The 16211-nt window shown below is 53.6% G+C and carries 14 protein-coding genes, 6 tRNA genes and 1 other RNA gene; 8 read left to right on the top strand and 13 right to left on the bottom strand.

Annotated elements, in window-relative coordinates:
• Positions 1-7: 7 nt before the first annotated feature.
• The 4 genes from ptsI to cysZ form a co-directional block, all read right to left on the bottom strand.
• On the bottom strand, positions 8-1735 hold the full coding sequence (gene ptsI, locus FHC51_RS21325) for a phosphoenolpyruvate-protein phosphotransferase PtsI (protein ID WP_103824678.1): 1728 nt from the start codon (positions 1733-1735) through the stop codon (positions 8-10).
• A gap of 44 nt (positions 1736-1779) precedes the next feature.
• On the bottom strand, positions 1780-2037 hold the full coding sequence (gene ptsH, locus FHC51_RS21320; protein WP_000487600.1) for a phosphocarrier protein Hpr: 258 nt from the start codon (positions 2035-2037) through the stop codon (positions 1780-1782).
• A 379-nt stretch (positions 2038-2416) separates the two neighbouring features.
• Complete coding sequence (cysK, locus tag FHC51_RS21315; protein ID WP_220436549.1) at positions 2417-3388, bottom strand: cysteine synthase A; 972 nt, start codon at positions 3386-3388, stop codon at positions 2417-2419.
• 154 nt (positions 3389-3542) lie between these two features.
• Positions 3543-4304, bottom strand: coding sequence for a sulfate transporter CysZ (gene cysZ, locus FHC51_RS21310; protein ID WP_220436548.1), 762 nt, complete (start codon positions 4302-4304; stop codon positions 3543-3545).
• 230 nt (positions 4305-4534) lie between these two features.
• Between cysZ and zipA the strand changes: the two genes are divergently transcribed.
• The 3 genes from zipA to FHC51_RS21295 all read left to right on the top strand — a co-directional run bounded on the left by zipA (position 4535) and on the right by FHC51_RS21295 (position 7861).
• The gene (gene zipA / locus FHC51_RS21305; protein ID WP_220436547.1) at positions 4535-5560 is read left to right on the top strand and encodes a cell division protein ZipA; all 1026 of its coding nucleotides are present in this window, start codon (positions 4535-4537) and stop codon (positions 5558-5560) included.
• Between the two features lie 68 nt (positions 5561-5628).
• A complete protein-coding gene (ligA, locus tag FHC51_RS21300; protein ID WP_220436546.1) occupies positions 5629-7644 on the top strand; it encodes an NAD-dependent DNA ligase LigA in 2016 nt (671 codons plus the stop codon).
• A gap of 1 nt (position 7645) precedes the next feature.
• The gene (locus tag FHC51_RS21295) at positions 7646-7861 is read left to right on the top strand and encodes a DUF3820 family protein (RefSeq protein WP_103180635.1); all 216 of its coding nucleotides are present in this window, start codon (positions 7646-7648) and stop codon (positions 7859-7861) included.
• On the opposite strand, the gene FHC51_RS21290 is transcribed toward FHC51_RS21295, so the two are convergent.
• Positions 7858-8856, bottom strand: a complete 999-nt coding sequence (locus FHC51_RS21290) for a bile acid:sodium symporter family protein (RefSeq protein WP_103826490.1) — start codon at positions 8854-8856, stop codon at positions 7858-7860. The two genes, FHC51_RS21295 and FHC51_RS21290, sit on opposite strands and share 4 nt — an antisense overlap.
• 89 nt (positions 8857-8945) lie before the next feature.
• On the opposite strand from FHC51_RS21290, the gene FHC51_RS21285 reads away from it, so the two are divergent.
• Positions 8946-9881, top strand: a complete 936-nt coding sequence (locus FHC51_RS21285; protein ID WP_220436545.1) for a LysR family transcriptional regulator — start codon at positions 8946-8948, stop codon at positions 9879-9881.
• On the opposite strand, the gene FHC51_RS21280 is transcribed toward FHC51_RS21285, so the two are convergent.
• The 6 genes from FHC51_RS21280 to FHC51_RS21255 all read right to left on the bottom strand — a co-directional run bounded on the left by FHC51_RS21280 (position 9878) and on the right by FHC51_RS21255 (position 10894).
• Positions 9878-10219, bottom strand: coding sequence for a FlxA-like family protein (locus FHC51_RS21280; protein WP_220436544.1), 342 nt, complete (start codon positions 10217-10219; stop codon positions 9878-9880). The two genes, FHC51_RS21285 and FHC51_RS21280, sit on opposite strands and share 4 nt — an antisense overlap.
• Positions 10220-10340: 121 nt before the next feature.
• A non-coding RNA gene (locus tag FHC51_RS21275) (RtT sRNA) lies at positions 10341-10465 on the bottom strand.
• Positions 10466-10494: 29 nt separating this feature from the next.
• Positions 10495-10570: transfer RNA gene (locus tag FHC51_RS21270), tRNA-Lys, on the bottom strand.
• Between the two features lie 4 nt (positions 10571-10574).
• Positions 10575-10650 (bottom strand) — tRNA-Val (locus FHC51_RS21265).
• Positions 10651-10698: 48 nt separating this feature from the next.
• A tRNA-Val gene (locus tag FHC51_RS21260) sits at positions 10699-10774 on the bottom strand.
• A 44-nt stretch (positions 10775-10818) separates the two neighbouring features.
• A tRNA-Val gene (locus FHC51_RS21255) sits at positions 10819-10894 on the bottom strand.
• Between the two features lie 257 nt (positions 10895-11151).
• Here FHC51_RS21255 and gltX point away from each other — a divergent pair.
• Positions 11152-12567, top strand: coding sequence for a glutamate--tRNA ligase (gene gltX, locus FHC51_RS21250; RefSeq protein WP_220436543.1), 1416 nt, complete (start codon positions 11152-11154; stop codon positions 12565-12567).
• Positions 12568-12605: 38 nt separating this feature from the next.
• Here the strand turns inward: gltX and FHC51_RS21245 are convergent, their stop codons facing one another.
• The gene (locus FHC51_RS21245; protein ID WP_220436542.1) at positions 12606-13001 is read right to left on the bottom strand and encodes a YfeC-like transcriptional regulator; all 396 of its coding nucleotides are present in this window, start codon (positions 12999-13001) and stop codon (positions 12606-12608) included.
• Between the two features lies 1 nt (position 13002).
• Positions 13003-13362: a YfeC-like transcriptional regulator gene (locus tag FHC51_RS21240; RefSeq protein ID WP_220436541.1), complete on the bottom strand. Its 360-nt coding sequence runs from the start codon at positions 13360-13362 to the stop codon at positions 13003-13005.
• 220 nt (positions 13363-13582) lie between these two features.
• On the opposite strand from FHC51_RS21240, the gene FHC51_RS21235 reads away from it, so the two are divergent.
• The 3 genes from FHC51_RS21235 to FHC51_RS21225 all read left to right on the top strand — a co-directional run bounded on the left by FHC51_RS21235 (position 13583) and on the right by FHC51_RS21225 (position 16169).
• Positions 13583-13658: transfer RNA gene (locus tag FHC51_RS21235), tRNA-Ala, on the top strand.
• A 41-nt stretch (positions 13659-13699) separates the two neighbouring features.
• Positions 13700-13775 (top strand) — tRNA-Ala (locus FHC51_RS21230).
• 207 nt (positions 13776-13982) lie between these two features.
• Positions 13983-16169: an EAL domain-containing protein gene (locus FHC51_RS21225; RefSeq protein WP_220436540.1), complete on the top strand. Its 2187-nt coding sequence runs from the start codon at positions 13983-13985 to the stop codon at positions 16167-16169.
• Positions 16170-16211 lie beyond the last annotated feature (42 nt).

Here is a 16211-nt window from a genome sequence, read left to right as displayed (position 1 = left end):
TCGTGGATTAGCAGATTGTTTTTTCTTCAATGAACTTGTTAACCAGCGTCATTAACTCGTCCGTTGTCGGTTGAGCAAGAGCCTGCTCTGCTAACACCTTCGCATCTTCGAAGTTCGTGTTACGGATAATCTTCTTGATGCGCGGGATGGAAATGGCGCTCATAGAGAATTCGTCCAGACCCATACCCAGCAACAGAAGTGTAGCACGTTCATCGCCTGCAAGCTCACCACACATGCCTGTCCACTTACCTTCTGCATGAGAAGCATCAATAACTTGCTTGATCAAGTTCAGTACGGACGGTGACATTGGTTGGTAAAGATGTGAAATCATATCATTACCACGGTCAACTGCCAGGGTGTACTGGGTTAAATCGTTGGTACCAATACTAAAGAAGTCCACTTCTTTGGCTAAATGACGGGCAATCGTCGCGGCAGCTGGGGTTTCTACCATCACGCCAACTTCGATAGCTTCGTCGAATGCTTTACCTTCGTCGCGCAGTTCCTGTTTGAAGATTTCGATCTCTTTCTTCAGTGAACGCACCTCTTCAACAGAGATGATCATCGGGAACATGATGCGCAGTTTACCGAAAGCGGAGGCGCGCAGGATAGCGCGGACCTGGTCGCGCAGGATCTCTTTGCGATCCATGGCGATACGCACGGCACGCCAGCCCAGGAACGGGTTCTCTTCTTTCGGGAAGTTCATGTACGGCAGCTCTTTGTCGCCGCCGATGTCCATGGTACGGACGATAACGGCCTGGGAGCCACAGGCTTCAGCAACCGCTTTATAGGCAGCAAACTGCTCTTCTTCGGTTGGCAGGGCGTCACGGTCCATGAACAGGAATTCAGTACGATAGAGACCGACACCTTCCGCGCCGTTGCGCTCAGCGCCATCGACGTCGCGTACGGTACCGATGTTTGCGCACACTTCTACCTGATGACCATCCAGCGTAATAGCAGGCAGATCTTTCAGCTTAGCGAGTTCCGCTTTTTCAGTCGCAACCTGCTCCTGAACGGTACGCAGTTTTTCGATCTCTTCGTTAGTTGGGTTGACGTAAACCACGTTGTTTACGGCATCCAGAATCAGATAATCGTCGTTTTTCACCTGTGCGGTCACGCTACCGGTACCCACGATGGCTGGCAGCTCCAGAGAACGCGCCATGATAGAGGTGTGGGAGGTACGGCCACCCGCGTCGGTGATGAAACCCAGCACCTTGTTCAGGTTCAGCTGTGCGGTTTCTGACGGGGTCAGGTCGGCAGCAACCAGGATAACTTCATCCTGAATCGCGCTCAGATCGATAATGGCAAGGCCAAGGATGTTGCGCAGCAGGCGCTTACCGATATCACGCACGTCAGCCGCGCGTTCTTTCAGGTATTCATCGTCCAGCTCTTCCAGGGCAGATGCCTGACCTTCGATAACTTCATGCGCAGCGGCATCCGCTGTCATGCCTTTATCTTTAATCAGGGCTATGATTTCCTGCTCAAGCTCCTCATCTTCGAGCAACATGATGTGCCCTTCGAAGATGGCTTCTTTTTCTTCACCGAAAGTTTCGCCAGCTTTAGTTTTGATCGCTTCCAGTTGCGCAGATGCTTTTGCACGGCCACTCAGAAAACGTTCAACTTCCTGATTTACCTTATCAGCAGAAATTTTTTTCCGGTCGATGACGATCTCGTCTTCTTTCAACAGAAGTGCTTTGCCGAAAGCGATACCCGGGGATGCTAAAATGCCTGAAATCATAACCCTACCTTACTTGTGACTGATATTTAAAAGAACCCGGATACTTACTCGAGCTCAGCCATCAGTTTTACCAGATGCTCAACTGCTTTCTGCTCGTCTTCGCCTTCCGCGGAGATGGTCACAACGGTGCCCTGAGTCAGACCCAGAGTCTGCAGTTTGAACAGGCTTTTTGCGCTTGCGCTTTTGCCGTTGGAAGTCACAGTGATCTCAGAAGTGAAGCCTTTTGCTTCTTTAACAAACTGAGCAGCAGGGCGGGTGTGCAGACCGTTCGGAGCGGTAATGGTAACTTCTTGCTGGAACATTGTATTTCCCCAACTTATTGGTTTAGTGTTGTGGAACTAAAGTCTAGCCTGGCGGCAGGACTTTAGCCTGTATTGTTAGCACCGGCTTAACGGCACGAGGCACAAATGTGTCAAACGTATTCCGGCACTGGCATGTCAGGCTGCTGACGTCTCGCTCGACATTAAACATTATGCCGTGAAAGCAAGACTTGAACCAAATCATAAAATCGATTCAGCAGCGCGAATTCCTGGATCGATTAATTTCGTGCTTCAAAATAATTGTCAGCTTAAATACCAGAGCCAACGGGGTTGAGCAATGCCGGAAGAGATAAAAGTTTGAAGCAGGCCACAAAAAAGCACCCGAATGGGTGCTTTTTTACGCGATATTTACATTCTGGCACTACTGTTGCAGTTCTTTCTCGGTGAAGAGATCGGCAAACAGGGCAGTACTTAAATAACGCTCACCCGACGATGGAAGAATAACCACGATATTCTTATTGGTAAAGGTTTCATCCTCAAGTAATTTCAGCGCGGCGGCTACGGCAGCACCGGAGGAGATACCCGCCAGAATACCCTCTTCTTCCATCAGGCGGCGCGCGGTAGAAATGGCTTCATCGTTAGTAATAGCCACAACTTTATCAATCAGTTTCAGATCCAGGTTGCCTGGAATAAAGCCCGCGCCGATACCCTGAATTTTATGCGGGCCCGGCTTCAGCTCTTCCCCGGCCAGCGCCTGGGCAATCACCGGCGAATCGGTTGGCTCAACGGCAACGGTAATCAGATCTTTTTTACCTTTTGTGCCTTTAATATAACGGCTCACGCCTGTCAGCGTACCGCCGGTACCGACACCAGAGATAAAGACATCAACCTGACCGTCGGTATCTTCCCAGATTTCCGGACCGGTGGTCTTCTCGTGGATTTCCGGGTTAGCCGGGTTGCTGAACTGCTGCAGCAGCAGATATTTAGCCGGATCGCTGGCCACAATTTCTTCTGCTTTCTGAATAGCGCCTTTCATGCCTTTTGCGCCTTCGGTTAAGACCAGATTTGCGCCCAGGGCCTTCAGCAGCTTACGACGTTCGATACTCATGGTTTCTGGCATGGTCAGCGTCAGCTTATAACCGCGCGCGGCAGCAACGTAGGCCAGCGCGATACCGGTGTTACCGCTGGTTGGTTCAACCAGCTCAACGCCCGGTTTCAGCACGCCACGCTTTTCCGCATCCCAAATCATGTTGGCACCGATACGGCATTTTACGCTGAAGCTTGGGTTACGAGATTCTACCTTCGCCAGGAGGCGTCCATTACCGATACGGTTCAGTCGAACCAGGGGCGTGTGACCGATAGTCAGCGAGTTATCTTCAAAAATCTTACTCATGGCCTGTCCTTAACTGTTTGAAATTGGGATACCGTCCCAGCATACCTGTTGCATGGGTAGGGGGAAGTAAGGAAATCGCATATCTATATGCTGCATAGAAATAATGGGGATCAGTATGGAATAAGGGGCGGCATAAGCCACCCCTCTTTTTAACTTATTTCCACAAAGCGTGTTTGTCGCGATAACAATCCACCCACATCGCCGTGGCCCCGCACACCGCCACCGGCATGATGAAAAGGTTAAGGAACGGGATCATAGTGAACAGGCTGGTCAGCGCACCAAACTGCATATTGGCAACTTTGCGGCTGCGCAGAGCGGTGCGCATCTCTTTGAAGGGCACCTTATGGTTATCAAAGGGATAGTCGCAATACTGGATGGCCAGCATCCACGCGCTGAACAGGAACCAGAGCACTGGCGCTACGGTCTGGCCGATGCCGGGAATAAAATAGAGGAGCAGCAGCACGATGGCGCGGGGCAGATACCATGCCAGCTTTTGCCATTCGCGTTTCATAATGCGCGGCAGATCTTTCATGATCCCCAGCACGCCGGTGTCCGGCGGCGTGGCGCCCGTCAGCCGCGCTTCCAGCTGTTCGGCGAGCAGACCGTTAAAGGGGGCGGCGATCCAGTTGGCGAGCGTCGAGAAAAAGTAGCCAAACACCAGCAGAACCGAAACGATCGCAATCGGCCACAGCAGATAGCTCAGCCATTGCAGCCAGTCGGGAACATGGCTCATGAGCGCCGGGATCCAGGTGTCCAGACGGGTAAACAGCCACCAGAAGGCGCCCCCCATCAGCAGAACGTTGATCAGCAGAGGCAGGATCACAAAGCGTCTTATGCCGGGCAGGGAAACCAGTTTCCAGCCCTGCGAAAAGTACCAGACGCCGCTGCGTGAAGAGGAAGATGTCGATGAAACCATAACCAGGTTGAGCTCCTTTTATCACAACCAGTGAAATTGCCTGCCTATATTAGCCAGTTGCGGCACGTTGACCAGTTCGGAAATGTTCGAAAAAACAGCAAAAAGCACGATTTAACTCATCTTTATGCTGCGAATGCTCTGCACGCACTTGCACTTGACGTAATCGGCAAATACTCTTAGTGAGTAAATGTTTGCCGTGGTGGCAAGGTGTTAGAACAACAGAGAATATAATGATGCAGGATTTGCGTCTGATATTAATCATTGTTGGCGCGATCGCCATAATCGCTTTACTGGTCCATGGGTTCTGGACCAGCCGTAAAGAGCGCTCTTCTATGTTTCGCGATCGCCCACTGAAGCGCATGAAGTCTACCCGTGACGACGATAGCGATGAGGATATCGACGACATGGAAGACGAGGGTGTGGGTGAAGTACGCGTTCATCGGGCCAATAGTGCGCCCGGCGCAGGCCATGGGGAGCATGAAGCGCCTCGTCAGCCTCCGCAGCATCAGTACCAGCCGCCTTACGCCTCTGCACAGCCACGTCCCGCTGCGCCGCAGCCCGTGGCCGAACCGGTACGCCAGCCGCAGCCGCAGCAGCATGAACCTGTGCGACAGCAGCCCGTGCCGCAGCAGCATGAACCTGTGCGTCAGCAGCCGGTGCCGCAGCCGCAATATGCCGCTCAGCCTGAACCACAGCCGCAGCCACAACCACAACCTGTCGTACAGCAGGCGCCACAGCCTGTTGCGCCAGCGCCGCAACCCGCCCCTGCGCCAGCACCGGTTTCAGAGCCGGAGCCGGTTGTCGAGGCCGCGCCAGTGGCTGAAAAACCACAGCGTAAAGAGACGGTGATTGTCATGAGCGTTGCGGCTCACCAGGGCACCACCCTGAATGGCGACGTGCTGCTTAACAGCATTCATCAGGCGGGCTTTAAATTTGGCGATATGAATATCTTCCATCGCCACCTCAGCCCTGACGGCAGCGGCCCTTCGCTGTTCAGCCTGGCGAATATGGTTAATCCGGGAACCTTTGATCCGGAGATGACCGGTGATTTCACGACGCCGGGCATTACGATCTTTATGCAGGTGCCTTCGTATGGCGATGAACTGCAAAACTTTAAGCTGATGCTGCAGTCCGCTCAGCATATTGCCGATGAAGTCGGCGGTATGGTGCTCGACGATCAGCGTCGAATGATGACGCCGCAAAAATTGCGCGAATATCAGGACCGCATCCGCGAAGTGAAAGAAGCTAACGCGTAAACTTTCGCGTTTGTTTCACACCTCCTCAACCCCCGCCTGTCGGGGGTTTTTCTCATTAATGGTGCGACATGGACTCAATCGAACAACAACTCACCGAACTGCGAACCACGCTTCGCCACCATGAATATCTCTATCATGTGATGGATGCGCCGGAAGTGCCGGATGCGGAGTATGACCGTCTGATGCGTGAGCTGCGCGAGCTTGAAGCGCAGCACCCCGAGTTAATCACGCCGGACTCGCCAACCCAGCGCGTCGGGGCGGCACCGCTGGCCTTTTTCAGCCAGGTACGTCATGAAGTGCCGATGCTGTCGCTGGATAACGTCTTTGATGAAGAGAGCTTCCTCGCCTTCAACAAACGCGTCCAGGATCGCCTGAAGCATACCGATGCCCTGAGCTGGTGCTGCGAGCTGAAGCTGGATGGGCTGGCCGTCAGCATTCTGTACGAAAATGGCGTGATGATCCGCGCGGCCACCCGCGGCGATGGCACCACCGGCGAAGACATTACCGCCAATGTGCGTACCATCCGCGCCATTCCGCTCAAATTACATGGCGAGAACATTCCGGCACGTCTCGAAGTACGCGGCGAAGTCTTCCTGCCGCAGGCGGGATTTGAAAAAATCAACGAAGAGGCGCGTCGTACCGGCGGCAAAATCTTCGCTAATCCCCGCAATGCCGCCGCCGGATCATTGCGCCAGCTTGACCCGCGTATTACCGCGAAGCGCCCGCTAACGTTCTTCTGCTATGGCGTCGGCATCCTTGAAGGGGGCGAGCTGCCTGATACCCATCTGGGTCGTTTGCTGCAGTTTAAAGCCTGGGGGCTGCCGGTCAGTAACCGGGTGCAGCTGTGCGACTCGCCGGAGGCCGTGCTGGCGTTTTATCGTCAGGTTGAAGCCGATCGTCCAACGCTGGGCTTCGATATCGACGGGGTGGTGATCAAAGTCAACTCCCTCGCGCTTCAGGAGCAGCTTGGCTTTGTCGCCCGTGCGCCGCGCTGGGCGGTAGCCTTTAAGTTCCCGGCGCAGGAACAGATGACCTTTGTGCGTGACGTAGAATTCCAGGTGGGGCGAACCGGGGCGATAACGCCGGTGGCGCGTCTTGAGCCTGTTCAGGTGGCCGGAGTGCTGGTCAGCAATGCAACCCTGCACAACGCCGATGAGATTGACCGGCTGGGGCTGCGTATTGGTGATAAGGTGGTGATCCGCCGTGCCGGGGACGTGATCCCGCAGGTGGTTAACGTGGTGGAATCAGAGCGTCCTGACGATACGCGCCCCGTTGAGTTCCCGACCCACTGTCCGGTGTGCGGGTCCGACGTTGAGCGCGTCGAAGGTGAGGCCGTAGCCCGCTGTACCGGCGGTTTAGTCTGCGGTGCCCAGCGCAAAGAATCCCTGAAACATTTCGTCTCCCGCCGGGCAATGGACGTTGACGGTATGGGCGACAAAATCATCGACCAGCTGGTGGAGAAAGAGTATGTCCATACGCCAGCCGATCTGTTCCGCCTGACGCCCGGTAAGCTGACTGGGCTGGATCGCATGGGGCCTAAATCCGCGCAGAACGTGGCCGACGCGCTGGAAAAGGCCAAAGAGACCACCTTTGCCCGTTTCCTCTACGCGCTGGGGATCCGCGAAGTAGGGGAGGCGACGGCGGCAGGGCTGACGGCATATTTCGGTACGCTGGAGGCGCTGGAAAAGGCGACGATCGACGAACTGCAAAAGGTGCCGGACGTTGGCATCGTGGTTGCTACACACGTCTTTAACTTCTTCTCGGAAGAGAGCAACCGCGACGTTATCGGTCAGTTGCTTAATGAAGGGATCCGCTGGCCTGCGCCGGTGGCGATCAACGCCGACGAGATCGACAGTCCGTTCGCCGGCAAAACCGTGGTGCTGACCGGCAGCCTGAGCCAGCTTTCACGCGATGATGCTAAAGCGCGTCTGACGGCGCTGGGGGCAAAAGTGGCTGGCAGCGTGTCGAAGAAAACCGACCTGGTGATTGCCGGTGAAGCGGCGGGCTCTAAACTTGCCAAAGCGCAGGAGCTGGGCATTACGGTCATCGACGAAGACGAAATGCTGCGTCTGTTGGGAGAGTAACGTGGATAAAGCGCAGCTTATTGAGATAGCCAATACCGAAATGCCGTTCGGCAAGTACAAAGGCCGTCGGCTGATTGACTTGCCGGAAGAGTATTTGCTGTGGTTTGCCCGTAAGGATGAATTTCCTGCCGGGCATCTGGGTGAGCTGATGGCCTTAACGTTGCTGATTAAAACCGAAGGGCTGACCCAGCTGGTTCAGCCCCTTAGACGTCCTTAAACTTTTGCCGCGCGGGCCTGCTCCCGCGCCTGCAACTCATCGGTCTGGCGACGGTAGCGACGCGCCAGCACCGCGCAAATCATCAGCTGCAGCTGGTGGAAGATCATCAGCGGCAGCACCATTATCCCAACCACCGAGGCTGGAAACAGAATGTTGGCCATCGGGATGCCGTTAGCCAGGCTCTTTTTCGAGCCACAGAAGACAATGGTGATTTCGTCAGCTTTGTTAAACCCGAAGCGGCGCGCGGCAAAGACATTAATGGCAATGATAATCGCCAGTAGCACTAGGCTGACCACCACGATAAACAGCAGCGATCCGACCCCGACCTTATGCCAGATGCCATGCACCACGGCTTCGCTGAATGCGGAGTAGACCACCAGCAAAATCGATGACTGATCGGTTTTGGCGATCCATTTTTTATGTTTTGCCACAAATGCCCCGGTCCACGGGCGGGAAAGATGCCCCAGCACAAACGGCAGCAGCAGTTGCAGCATGATTTTGCCCACCTGCTCCAGACTGCCCTCTGCGCCGTGCATGTCCATCACCAGCCCCACCAGAAGCGGCGAAAGGAAAATCCCCAACAGGCTGGAGGCGGAGGCTGAACAGACCGCAGCCGCCACGTTACCGCCCGCCATGGAGGTAAAGGCGATGGCCGACTGTACCGTAGCTGGCAAAATGCAGAGATAGAGGAAACCGGTATAGAGTGCCGGGTCGACGTCGACTGGCGCCCACCAGGCAAACAGCACGCCCAGCACAGGGAAAACGACAAAGGTGCTGCACATTACCCACAGGTGCAGTCGCCAGTGACTGCCGCCCGCGATAATTGCCTCACGGGAGAGTTTTGCCCCATGCATAAAGAACAGCAGCGCGATGGCGGCAGTGGTTAAACCTTCAAAGAAGGGGACAAAGCCGCCGCGAGCCGGGAAGAAGGAGGCGAGCAGAACCACGACGATAAGAATAAGGGTGAACGGATCGAGAATGCGCAAAAGTTTCATAAACACTCCTGAAAACAGATAACGCTATTGTGCTTAACTCCGTTTGAGAAATAAAATTGATTTATTGCATCAATTTATGAGTAAAACAGATGAATTACTCTCTGCGGCAACTTCGTATATTTGTCACCGTCGCGCAGGCGAAAAGTTTCAGCCGCGCGGGAACGATGATCGGCCTGAGCCAGTCTGCGGTGAGTCATAGCGTGAAAGAGCTGGAGTTACAGACCGGCGTGCGGCTTATCGATCGCACTACCCGTGAGGTGGTGTTGACAGAGGCGGGTCAACAGCTGGCCGCGCGTCTGGAAAGACTGCTGGATGAACTTACCAGTACGCTACGGGATGCAGGCAGAGTAGGGCAACAGCTCTCCGGAACAGTAAGGGTCGCCGCCAGCCAGACCATTTCGGCGCATTTGATTCCACACTGTATCGCGCAAAGTAATCATCAGTACCCGGATATCAATTTTGTGCTCCATGACCGGCCGCAGCAGTGGGTTCTGGAGAGCATCCGCCTGGGGGAAGTCGATTTCGGTATCGTTATCGATCCGGGGCCAGTTAGCGATCTGGAGTGTGAAGAGGTGCTCTCTGAACCTTTCTTATTGCTGTGCCGTGACGACGATCCCCTTGCTGCTCTGGAGGAGGTGACGTGGCAGTCGCTTCAGGGGGCCAAACTGGTGTTACAGGATTACGCCTCTGGCAGTCGGCCACTGATTGATGCGGCTCTGGCAGAGCAGCAGGTCAGGGCGACGATTGTGCAGGAGATTGGTCATCCCGCCACGCTCTTTCCAATGGTAGAAGCCGGGATTGGGATTAGCGTGCTGCCAGCGCTGGCGCTCCCGTTGCCGCAGGGGAGTCGGCTGACGGTAAAACGTTTCACGCCAATCATCGAGCGGAAGCTGATGCTGGTTCGTCGAAAGAATCGCTCGCTTTCGGGTGCTGCCCAGGCGCTGTGGGAAGTGGTACGCATGCAGGCGAAGCGGCTGACACAGGCCCGCATACGTGATCCGCTATTTAGCCCAGAAAACCGTTAAACGTAGATATCAATCTGGTGTTCAGCGGAAGGGGAGTTAACGCCTTCCACTTTACCCTGCTGTTTGTCCTGCTTCTGCTGAGCTTCTTCCGCCTGGCGACGCTGTAACTGCTGGAGCTGGGCCTGCAACATTTCGATTTGGTTCTGCAGCAACTCCTGCTGCTTTTTTTTCTCTTCCGTCGAGCCGCTGCCGTTGGCAACATCTTTCAGTTGTTTGGTGAGTTTGGTGATTTGCGAGGTCAGGCGGCTGATCTGTGACGCAATGTCGCTGCCACCGGCGTTGCTGCTGCCGCTGCTTTGGGTTTGTACAGATGGGGTGGATGTTTGAATCGTTGTCATGACGATAGTCTCTTGCCTAAAAAAGAGATATCGGCAGAAAATTGAAGGGCTTGAGAAGCGCTACCTGAAGTAGTAGGAATCGCAGATAGCAAAAAGGCGCCTTTAGGGCGCCTTTTTACATTGGTGGGTCGTGCAGGATGACTCGCTTCGCTCGCCCTTCGGGCCGTCGCCGCAGGCGGCTCCGTTGACTCACTGCGTTCGTCCCGAACCTGCGCAGGTTCGAATCGTTAATATCGCAGATAGCAAAAAGGCGCCTTTAGGGCGCCTTTTTACATTGGTGGGTCGTGCAGGATTCGAACCTGCGACCAATTGATTAAAAGTCAACTGCTCTACCAACTGAGCTAACGACCCGAAGTGGTGGGTGATGACGGGATCGAACCGCCGACCCCCTCCTTGTAAGGGAGGTGCTCTCCCAGCTGAGCTAATCACCCACTTCGGTACTTCATTTACTACTGCAAGAAATCCAGCTGGCGAGAAAGTGGTGGGTGATGACGGGTTCGAACCGCCGACCCCCTCCTTGTAAGGGAGGTGCTCTCCCAGCTGAGCTAATCACCCACTTCTCAATTTCTTGCTACACGGCGGAGACTACATAAAGTAGTTGGTGGGTGATGACGGGTTCGAACCGCCGACCCCCTCCTTGTAAGGGAGGTGCTCTCCCAGCTGAGCTAATCACCCCCGCTGTGTGGAGTCGCATTATAGGGAGAGTTGAAAATGAGTCAACGCCTTTTCTAAAGATTTTGTTCGTTCGTCGTAAAATTAAACAAAACGATCGCAAAACCGCCTGTGATGCATGATTTCTAAACAAAAACGGCTACAGAGAGCGATCTGACAGTAACAAGATTGAGGAATCAGGCTGGAGTGATAGAATATTGCCCACTTTAGTTTCCAGGATATGCCGGTTGTCGGCATCTTTATCACTGTAAGGCCACTTCATGAAAATCAAAACTCGCTTCGCGCCAAGCCCGACAGGCTACCTGCACGTCGGCGGTGCGCGTACTGCTCTCTATTCCTGGCTGTTTGCTCGCAACCAGGGCGGTGAGTTTGTGCTGCGTATCGAAGACACCGATCTCGAACGCTCCACGCCGGAAGCAATCGAAGCCATTATGGATGGTATGAACTGGCTTAATCTGGAGTGGGACGAAGGCCCTTATTTCCAGACTAAACGTTTTGATCGCTACAACGCCGTCATTGATGAAATGCTTGAAGCGGGCACTGCATATAAGTGCTACTGCTCGAAAGAGCGCTTGGAAGCGCTGCGTGAAGAGCAGATGGCCAATAACGAAAAGCCTCGTTACGACGGTCGCTGCCGCCACGACCATTCACATCACGCGGCGGATGAACCCTGCGTAGTGCGTTTCGCTAACCCGCAGGAAGGTTCAGTCATTTTTGACGATCAGATCCGCGGCCCGATCGAATTCAGCAACCAGGAGCTGGACGATCTGATTATCCGCCGTACCGACGGTTCACCAACCTATAACTTCTGCGTCGTGGTGGATGACTGGGATATGGCGATCACCCATGTGGTGCGTGGCGAAGACCATATCAATAACACCCCACGTCAGATCAACATCCTTAAAGCGCTGAATGCGCCGGTACCGGTTTACGCCCACGTCTCTATGATCAACGGTGACGACGGTAAAAAGCTGTCTAAACGCCACGGCGCAGTCAGCGTTATGCAGTACCGTGACGACGGCTACCTGCCGGAAGCGCTGCTGAACTACCTGGTGCGTCTGGGCTGGTCCCATGGCGATCAGGAGATCTTTAGCCGCGAAGAGATGATCCAGCTCTTCACCCTGAGCGCGGTAGGTAAGTCTGCCAGTGCGTTCAATACCGATAAATTACTGTGGCTGAACCATCACTACATCAATACCCTGCCGCCAGAGTATGTTGCGACCCAGCTGCAGTGGCACATTGAGCAGGCAAATATTGATACCCGCAACGGTCCACAGCTTGCCGACCTGATCAAACTGCTGGGTGAACGTTGTAAGACCCTGAAAGAGATCGCGGAAAACTGCCGTTACTTCTATGAGGAGTATGACGAGTTCGATGCCGACGCGGCGAAGAAACACCTGCGTCCGGTTGCACGTCAGCCGCTGGAAGTGGTTCGCGACAAGCTGGCCGCCATTACCGACTGGAGCACTGAAAATGTGCATCATGCCATTCAGGCGACAGCGGATGAGCTGGAAGTCGGTATGGGTAAAGTGGGTATGCCACTGCGCGTAGCCGTTACCGGTGCCGGCCAGTCTCCTGCTCTGGACGTTACGGTGCACGCGATTGGCAAAACCCGTAGCGTGGCGCGGATCAACAGAGCGCTGGACTTTATTGCTGAGCGCGAAAATCAGCAGTAATCAGAACGAAAAAAAACGGCAGGTCTCCCTGCCGTTTTTTATTCCTCTGGCTGATGAATGTTCAGCCGCACGAGAAAACCCTGTATCCCTTCCCGGGTAAGCAACGTTTCCAGCCGCTTTTGTTCCGCTGAAGTCATATTCTCCAGCGCATTGATGATCCCTGGTAGCACGGCAGCGGGTTTAGCCTCACCGTAGCTTGCCCCGTTCTCTGCCAACTGGTAGAGCGCCTGTCGTTTACGAATGGCAGGGATGTTCATGATGTGCTCGTGCACCTGCGCATCAATATAGATCAGGCGTGCTCGACCGCCTTTTACCCCATTAATGGCTTCCGTTTTCCAGCCATTATTGCGCACCCAGCGGTTGATGGTTTGCCTGGCGACCCCCAGCGTCTCGGCAAGCTCCTCGGTGGTCATTTTACTACGTAATCTTTTCATATCAGTTCTGATCGCGGATCCCTAAACGTTGCAACAAACCGGTAATCCCTTCCCGGAGTAATAAAGAGGTGAGTTGTTTCTGCTCTGATGGTGTCATTTCGTTGGCCAGCGTAATTAACAAGGCCTGTAGCGAGTTATCGGGGTGCATGTCCGGCGATACGGCCATATCCGGGACTCTACGTGCGTTGCGAATAAACTCCCGAACTTTCTCGTTCACATGGACCAGACGCGCTTTGCCGCCCTGAACGCCGGGTTTTGGGGATGTGGACCAACCCTCTTTCCGTACCCACTTATTGATGGTCTGTCGGCTATAGCCAGTGAGTCGGGCTAACTCTTCTGGCGTCATTCGTTCCTTGATCATGCAATTTCCTGAGTAAGAGTGTGGTTAATTAGTGGGTCATTTTATAACATCGTTTTACTGGAAAACGTGACAAGATTAACTCATGGCTGCGAGCGCTCTCGCAATGTGATTCATTTGCATGAATTTTCAGCGATTGAACCACAGTGTGAGAATTTGCCGTTGACACTCAGCAATGGAATTCATATGATGCCGCCCGTCAACACGACACGCTTTACGCGATGGGGCTATAGCTCAGCTGGGAGAGCGCTTGCATGGCATGCAAGAGGTCAGCGGTTCGATCCCGCTTAGCTCCACCAAACTCTGAACCCAACAGAGTCTGGTGCGTAAAGAATACTGTGGGGCTATAGCTCAGCTGGGAGAGCGCTTGCATGGCATGCAAGAGGTCAGCGGTTCGATCCCGCTTAGCTCCACCAAAATTTAAACCCTCGCCAGACGGCGGGGGTTTTTTTATGCCTGCAATACAGCGTTTTATCTCCCTTGTTGTTCTGTAAATAAATCTTATTTGAGATTACTCCTGATCAGGAAATGCTATTTCCTGAGCCCTAACTTGAATCACCTGCATAAAGAAATTATTATTATTGTGAATTTAATAACGCCAGGTAAAGTGTTTAATAAAATTAATGAATATTAAATTTTATATTAACATAAAGAGCTTCTTGCTCGCGCTGGTGTTATGCCTGATTGTCATTCCTTTTTCTCGCCTTATTTCCCCGAAATCGGTCATCGATGGTTTTGAGGTTTATCTGGCATGGATGCCGCTGAGCGTCATGCTGGCGATGATATTCTTATTTGGTCGTCAGGCTATTCTTCCGATCGTTCTCAGCTTTGCCATCATTAACGCATGGAATTTAGATTTAACGCCAGGACAGGATGCTATCTTATTATTTTGTCAGGTATTTAGTACACTAGTGGTCTGCGGAATACTGCGATGGCAGCTCGGATCGCGCTGGCGTTACCAGGTGCCCAGCCGCTTTATTGGCGCACGTATTTTCTGGCTGGGATTTATCCTTCCGCTATCAATAAAAATCTCGATGTATCTGGCTGGTTATTTATGTGATTTTCCGGTTACCCTTGCGAACTTCACTGACCGGGGTTCGGTAATCTATCATATAGTGGATATTCAGAGCCTGATTTGTGCCGTTCTGATTTTTACCATGCTGTTCTATTATCCTTTAAGAATGGTTATTAATCCGAATTATGCCCGTGCATTTTGGCGACGGAATATTCCTGATTCGTTTTCATTTCGCAACCAAATATTCACATCTTCATTACTTCTCGGTCTTGTTGCTTTCCTTTTACTGCTCTGTGTCCCTTTTCCCTCCGATATTATTGCGGGTTATCTGGTGCCGGTGGTCTTCATTTTATTCACCTTAGGCGTCAGTCGCTTTCGCTATCACTTTATCGCGCTGGGCTGGGCGCTGAGCGCCTTGCTGCTGCTGACCTATAACAGCAATTTTTTGCAGGGTGTGCAGAACGGCTACTCTCTGGCGTTTGTGCTGTCGGTGCTCATCTCCTTCGCTATTTGTCTGGCTTATATGTCCCGCATTTATCAGCGCAGTGAGTGGCTCAAACGTGACTGGCGGGAGAGGGCGCTGGTCGATCCGTTAACCGGGCTACGTAACCTGCGCGCGCTGGAATGCTTTCTGAAGGACAACAGGGATGTCACCCTGTGCTGTTTGCGCATGGACAACATGGAGTTTCTGAGCCGTCATTACGGCCTGATGATGCGTGTGCAGTGCAAACGGACCATTATTCGCCAGCTACAGCCATTGCTGATGGCCAATGAGCAGGTTTTCCAGATCCCGGGTAATGAGCTGGTGGTAGTGCTCAACGGCCCGGAAACCGGAGCGCGCCTGCAACACATCATTGATTACCTGAACAGCCGCAAAATTTACTGGAACAATATCGGCCTGGATATTGAGTTTGGCGGCGCCTGGGGCGGCGTGGAGTCTAGCGGTGGCGAGAGCCTGTATCACACGCTGGGCCAGCTGAGCTGGCTGGCGGAAAAGGCCTGCTCGGCGAATCAGGTTCTGTCGCTGAACAGCAGCCTTGAGACAGTTTCGGGACAGACGACAGAGCGTGTGCTGATGCTGAGCCGCATTAAACGGGCGCTGGATGAGGGGGGACTGCGTCTGTATGCACAACCCATCCAGAGAGCCGATGGCATGGGGTATCACGAAATTCTCTCGCGCCTGGAGAGCGAGGGTGAAATCCTCACGCCCGACAGGTTTCTGCCGCTGGTGGCGCAATTTAACCTGAGCCGACGCTTCGATATCAGCGTGGTTGAAGCGCTGCTGGTATGGTTGCGGAATCACCCTTCACAGGAGTGCTGCGCGCGTTTCTCGGTGAATCTGATGCCGCTGACGCTGATGCAAAAAGAGGTTGCGTCAGAGATCATTGCACTGTTTGAGCGCTACAGCGTGAAGCCGCAAACGGTCATTATTGAGGTGACAGAAGAGCAGGCGTTCTCCAATTCGGAAGTGAGTATCGCTAACATTCAGCAGCTGCGTCAGTACGGGTTTAAAATTGCTATCGACGACTTCGGTACCGGGTACGCCAATTACGAGCGGCTCAAGCGCCTGCAGGCGGATGTCATCAAGATCGACGGCTGCTTTGTGAAGGATGTTTGCAGCGACAGCATGGATGCGATGATTGTGAAATCCATCTGCAATCTGGCGAAGACCCGATCGCTGTGTGTGGTGGCGGAGTTTGTCGAAACAGAAGAGCAGCGGGAAAAGTTGCTCGCCTCGGGAGTGGATTATCTGCAGGGATATCTGGTCGGCAAACCGCAACCGCTCACTGAATGACAGGCGAAAAAAAACCGGGGCGTTATCCCCGGTTTTTTTATG

The organism is Leclercia sp. EC_58, assembly GCF_019584355.1.
In the GTDB taxonomy this organism is placed as follows: domain Bacteria; phylum Pseudomonadota; class Gammaproteobacteria; order Enterobacterales; family Enterobacteriaceae; genus Enterobacter.
Note: the sequence above shows the minus strand (reverse complement) of the source record. Positions and strands in the feature narration are given on the sequence as shown.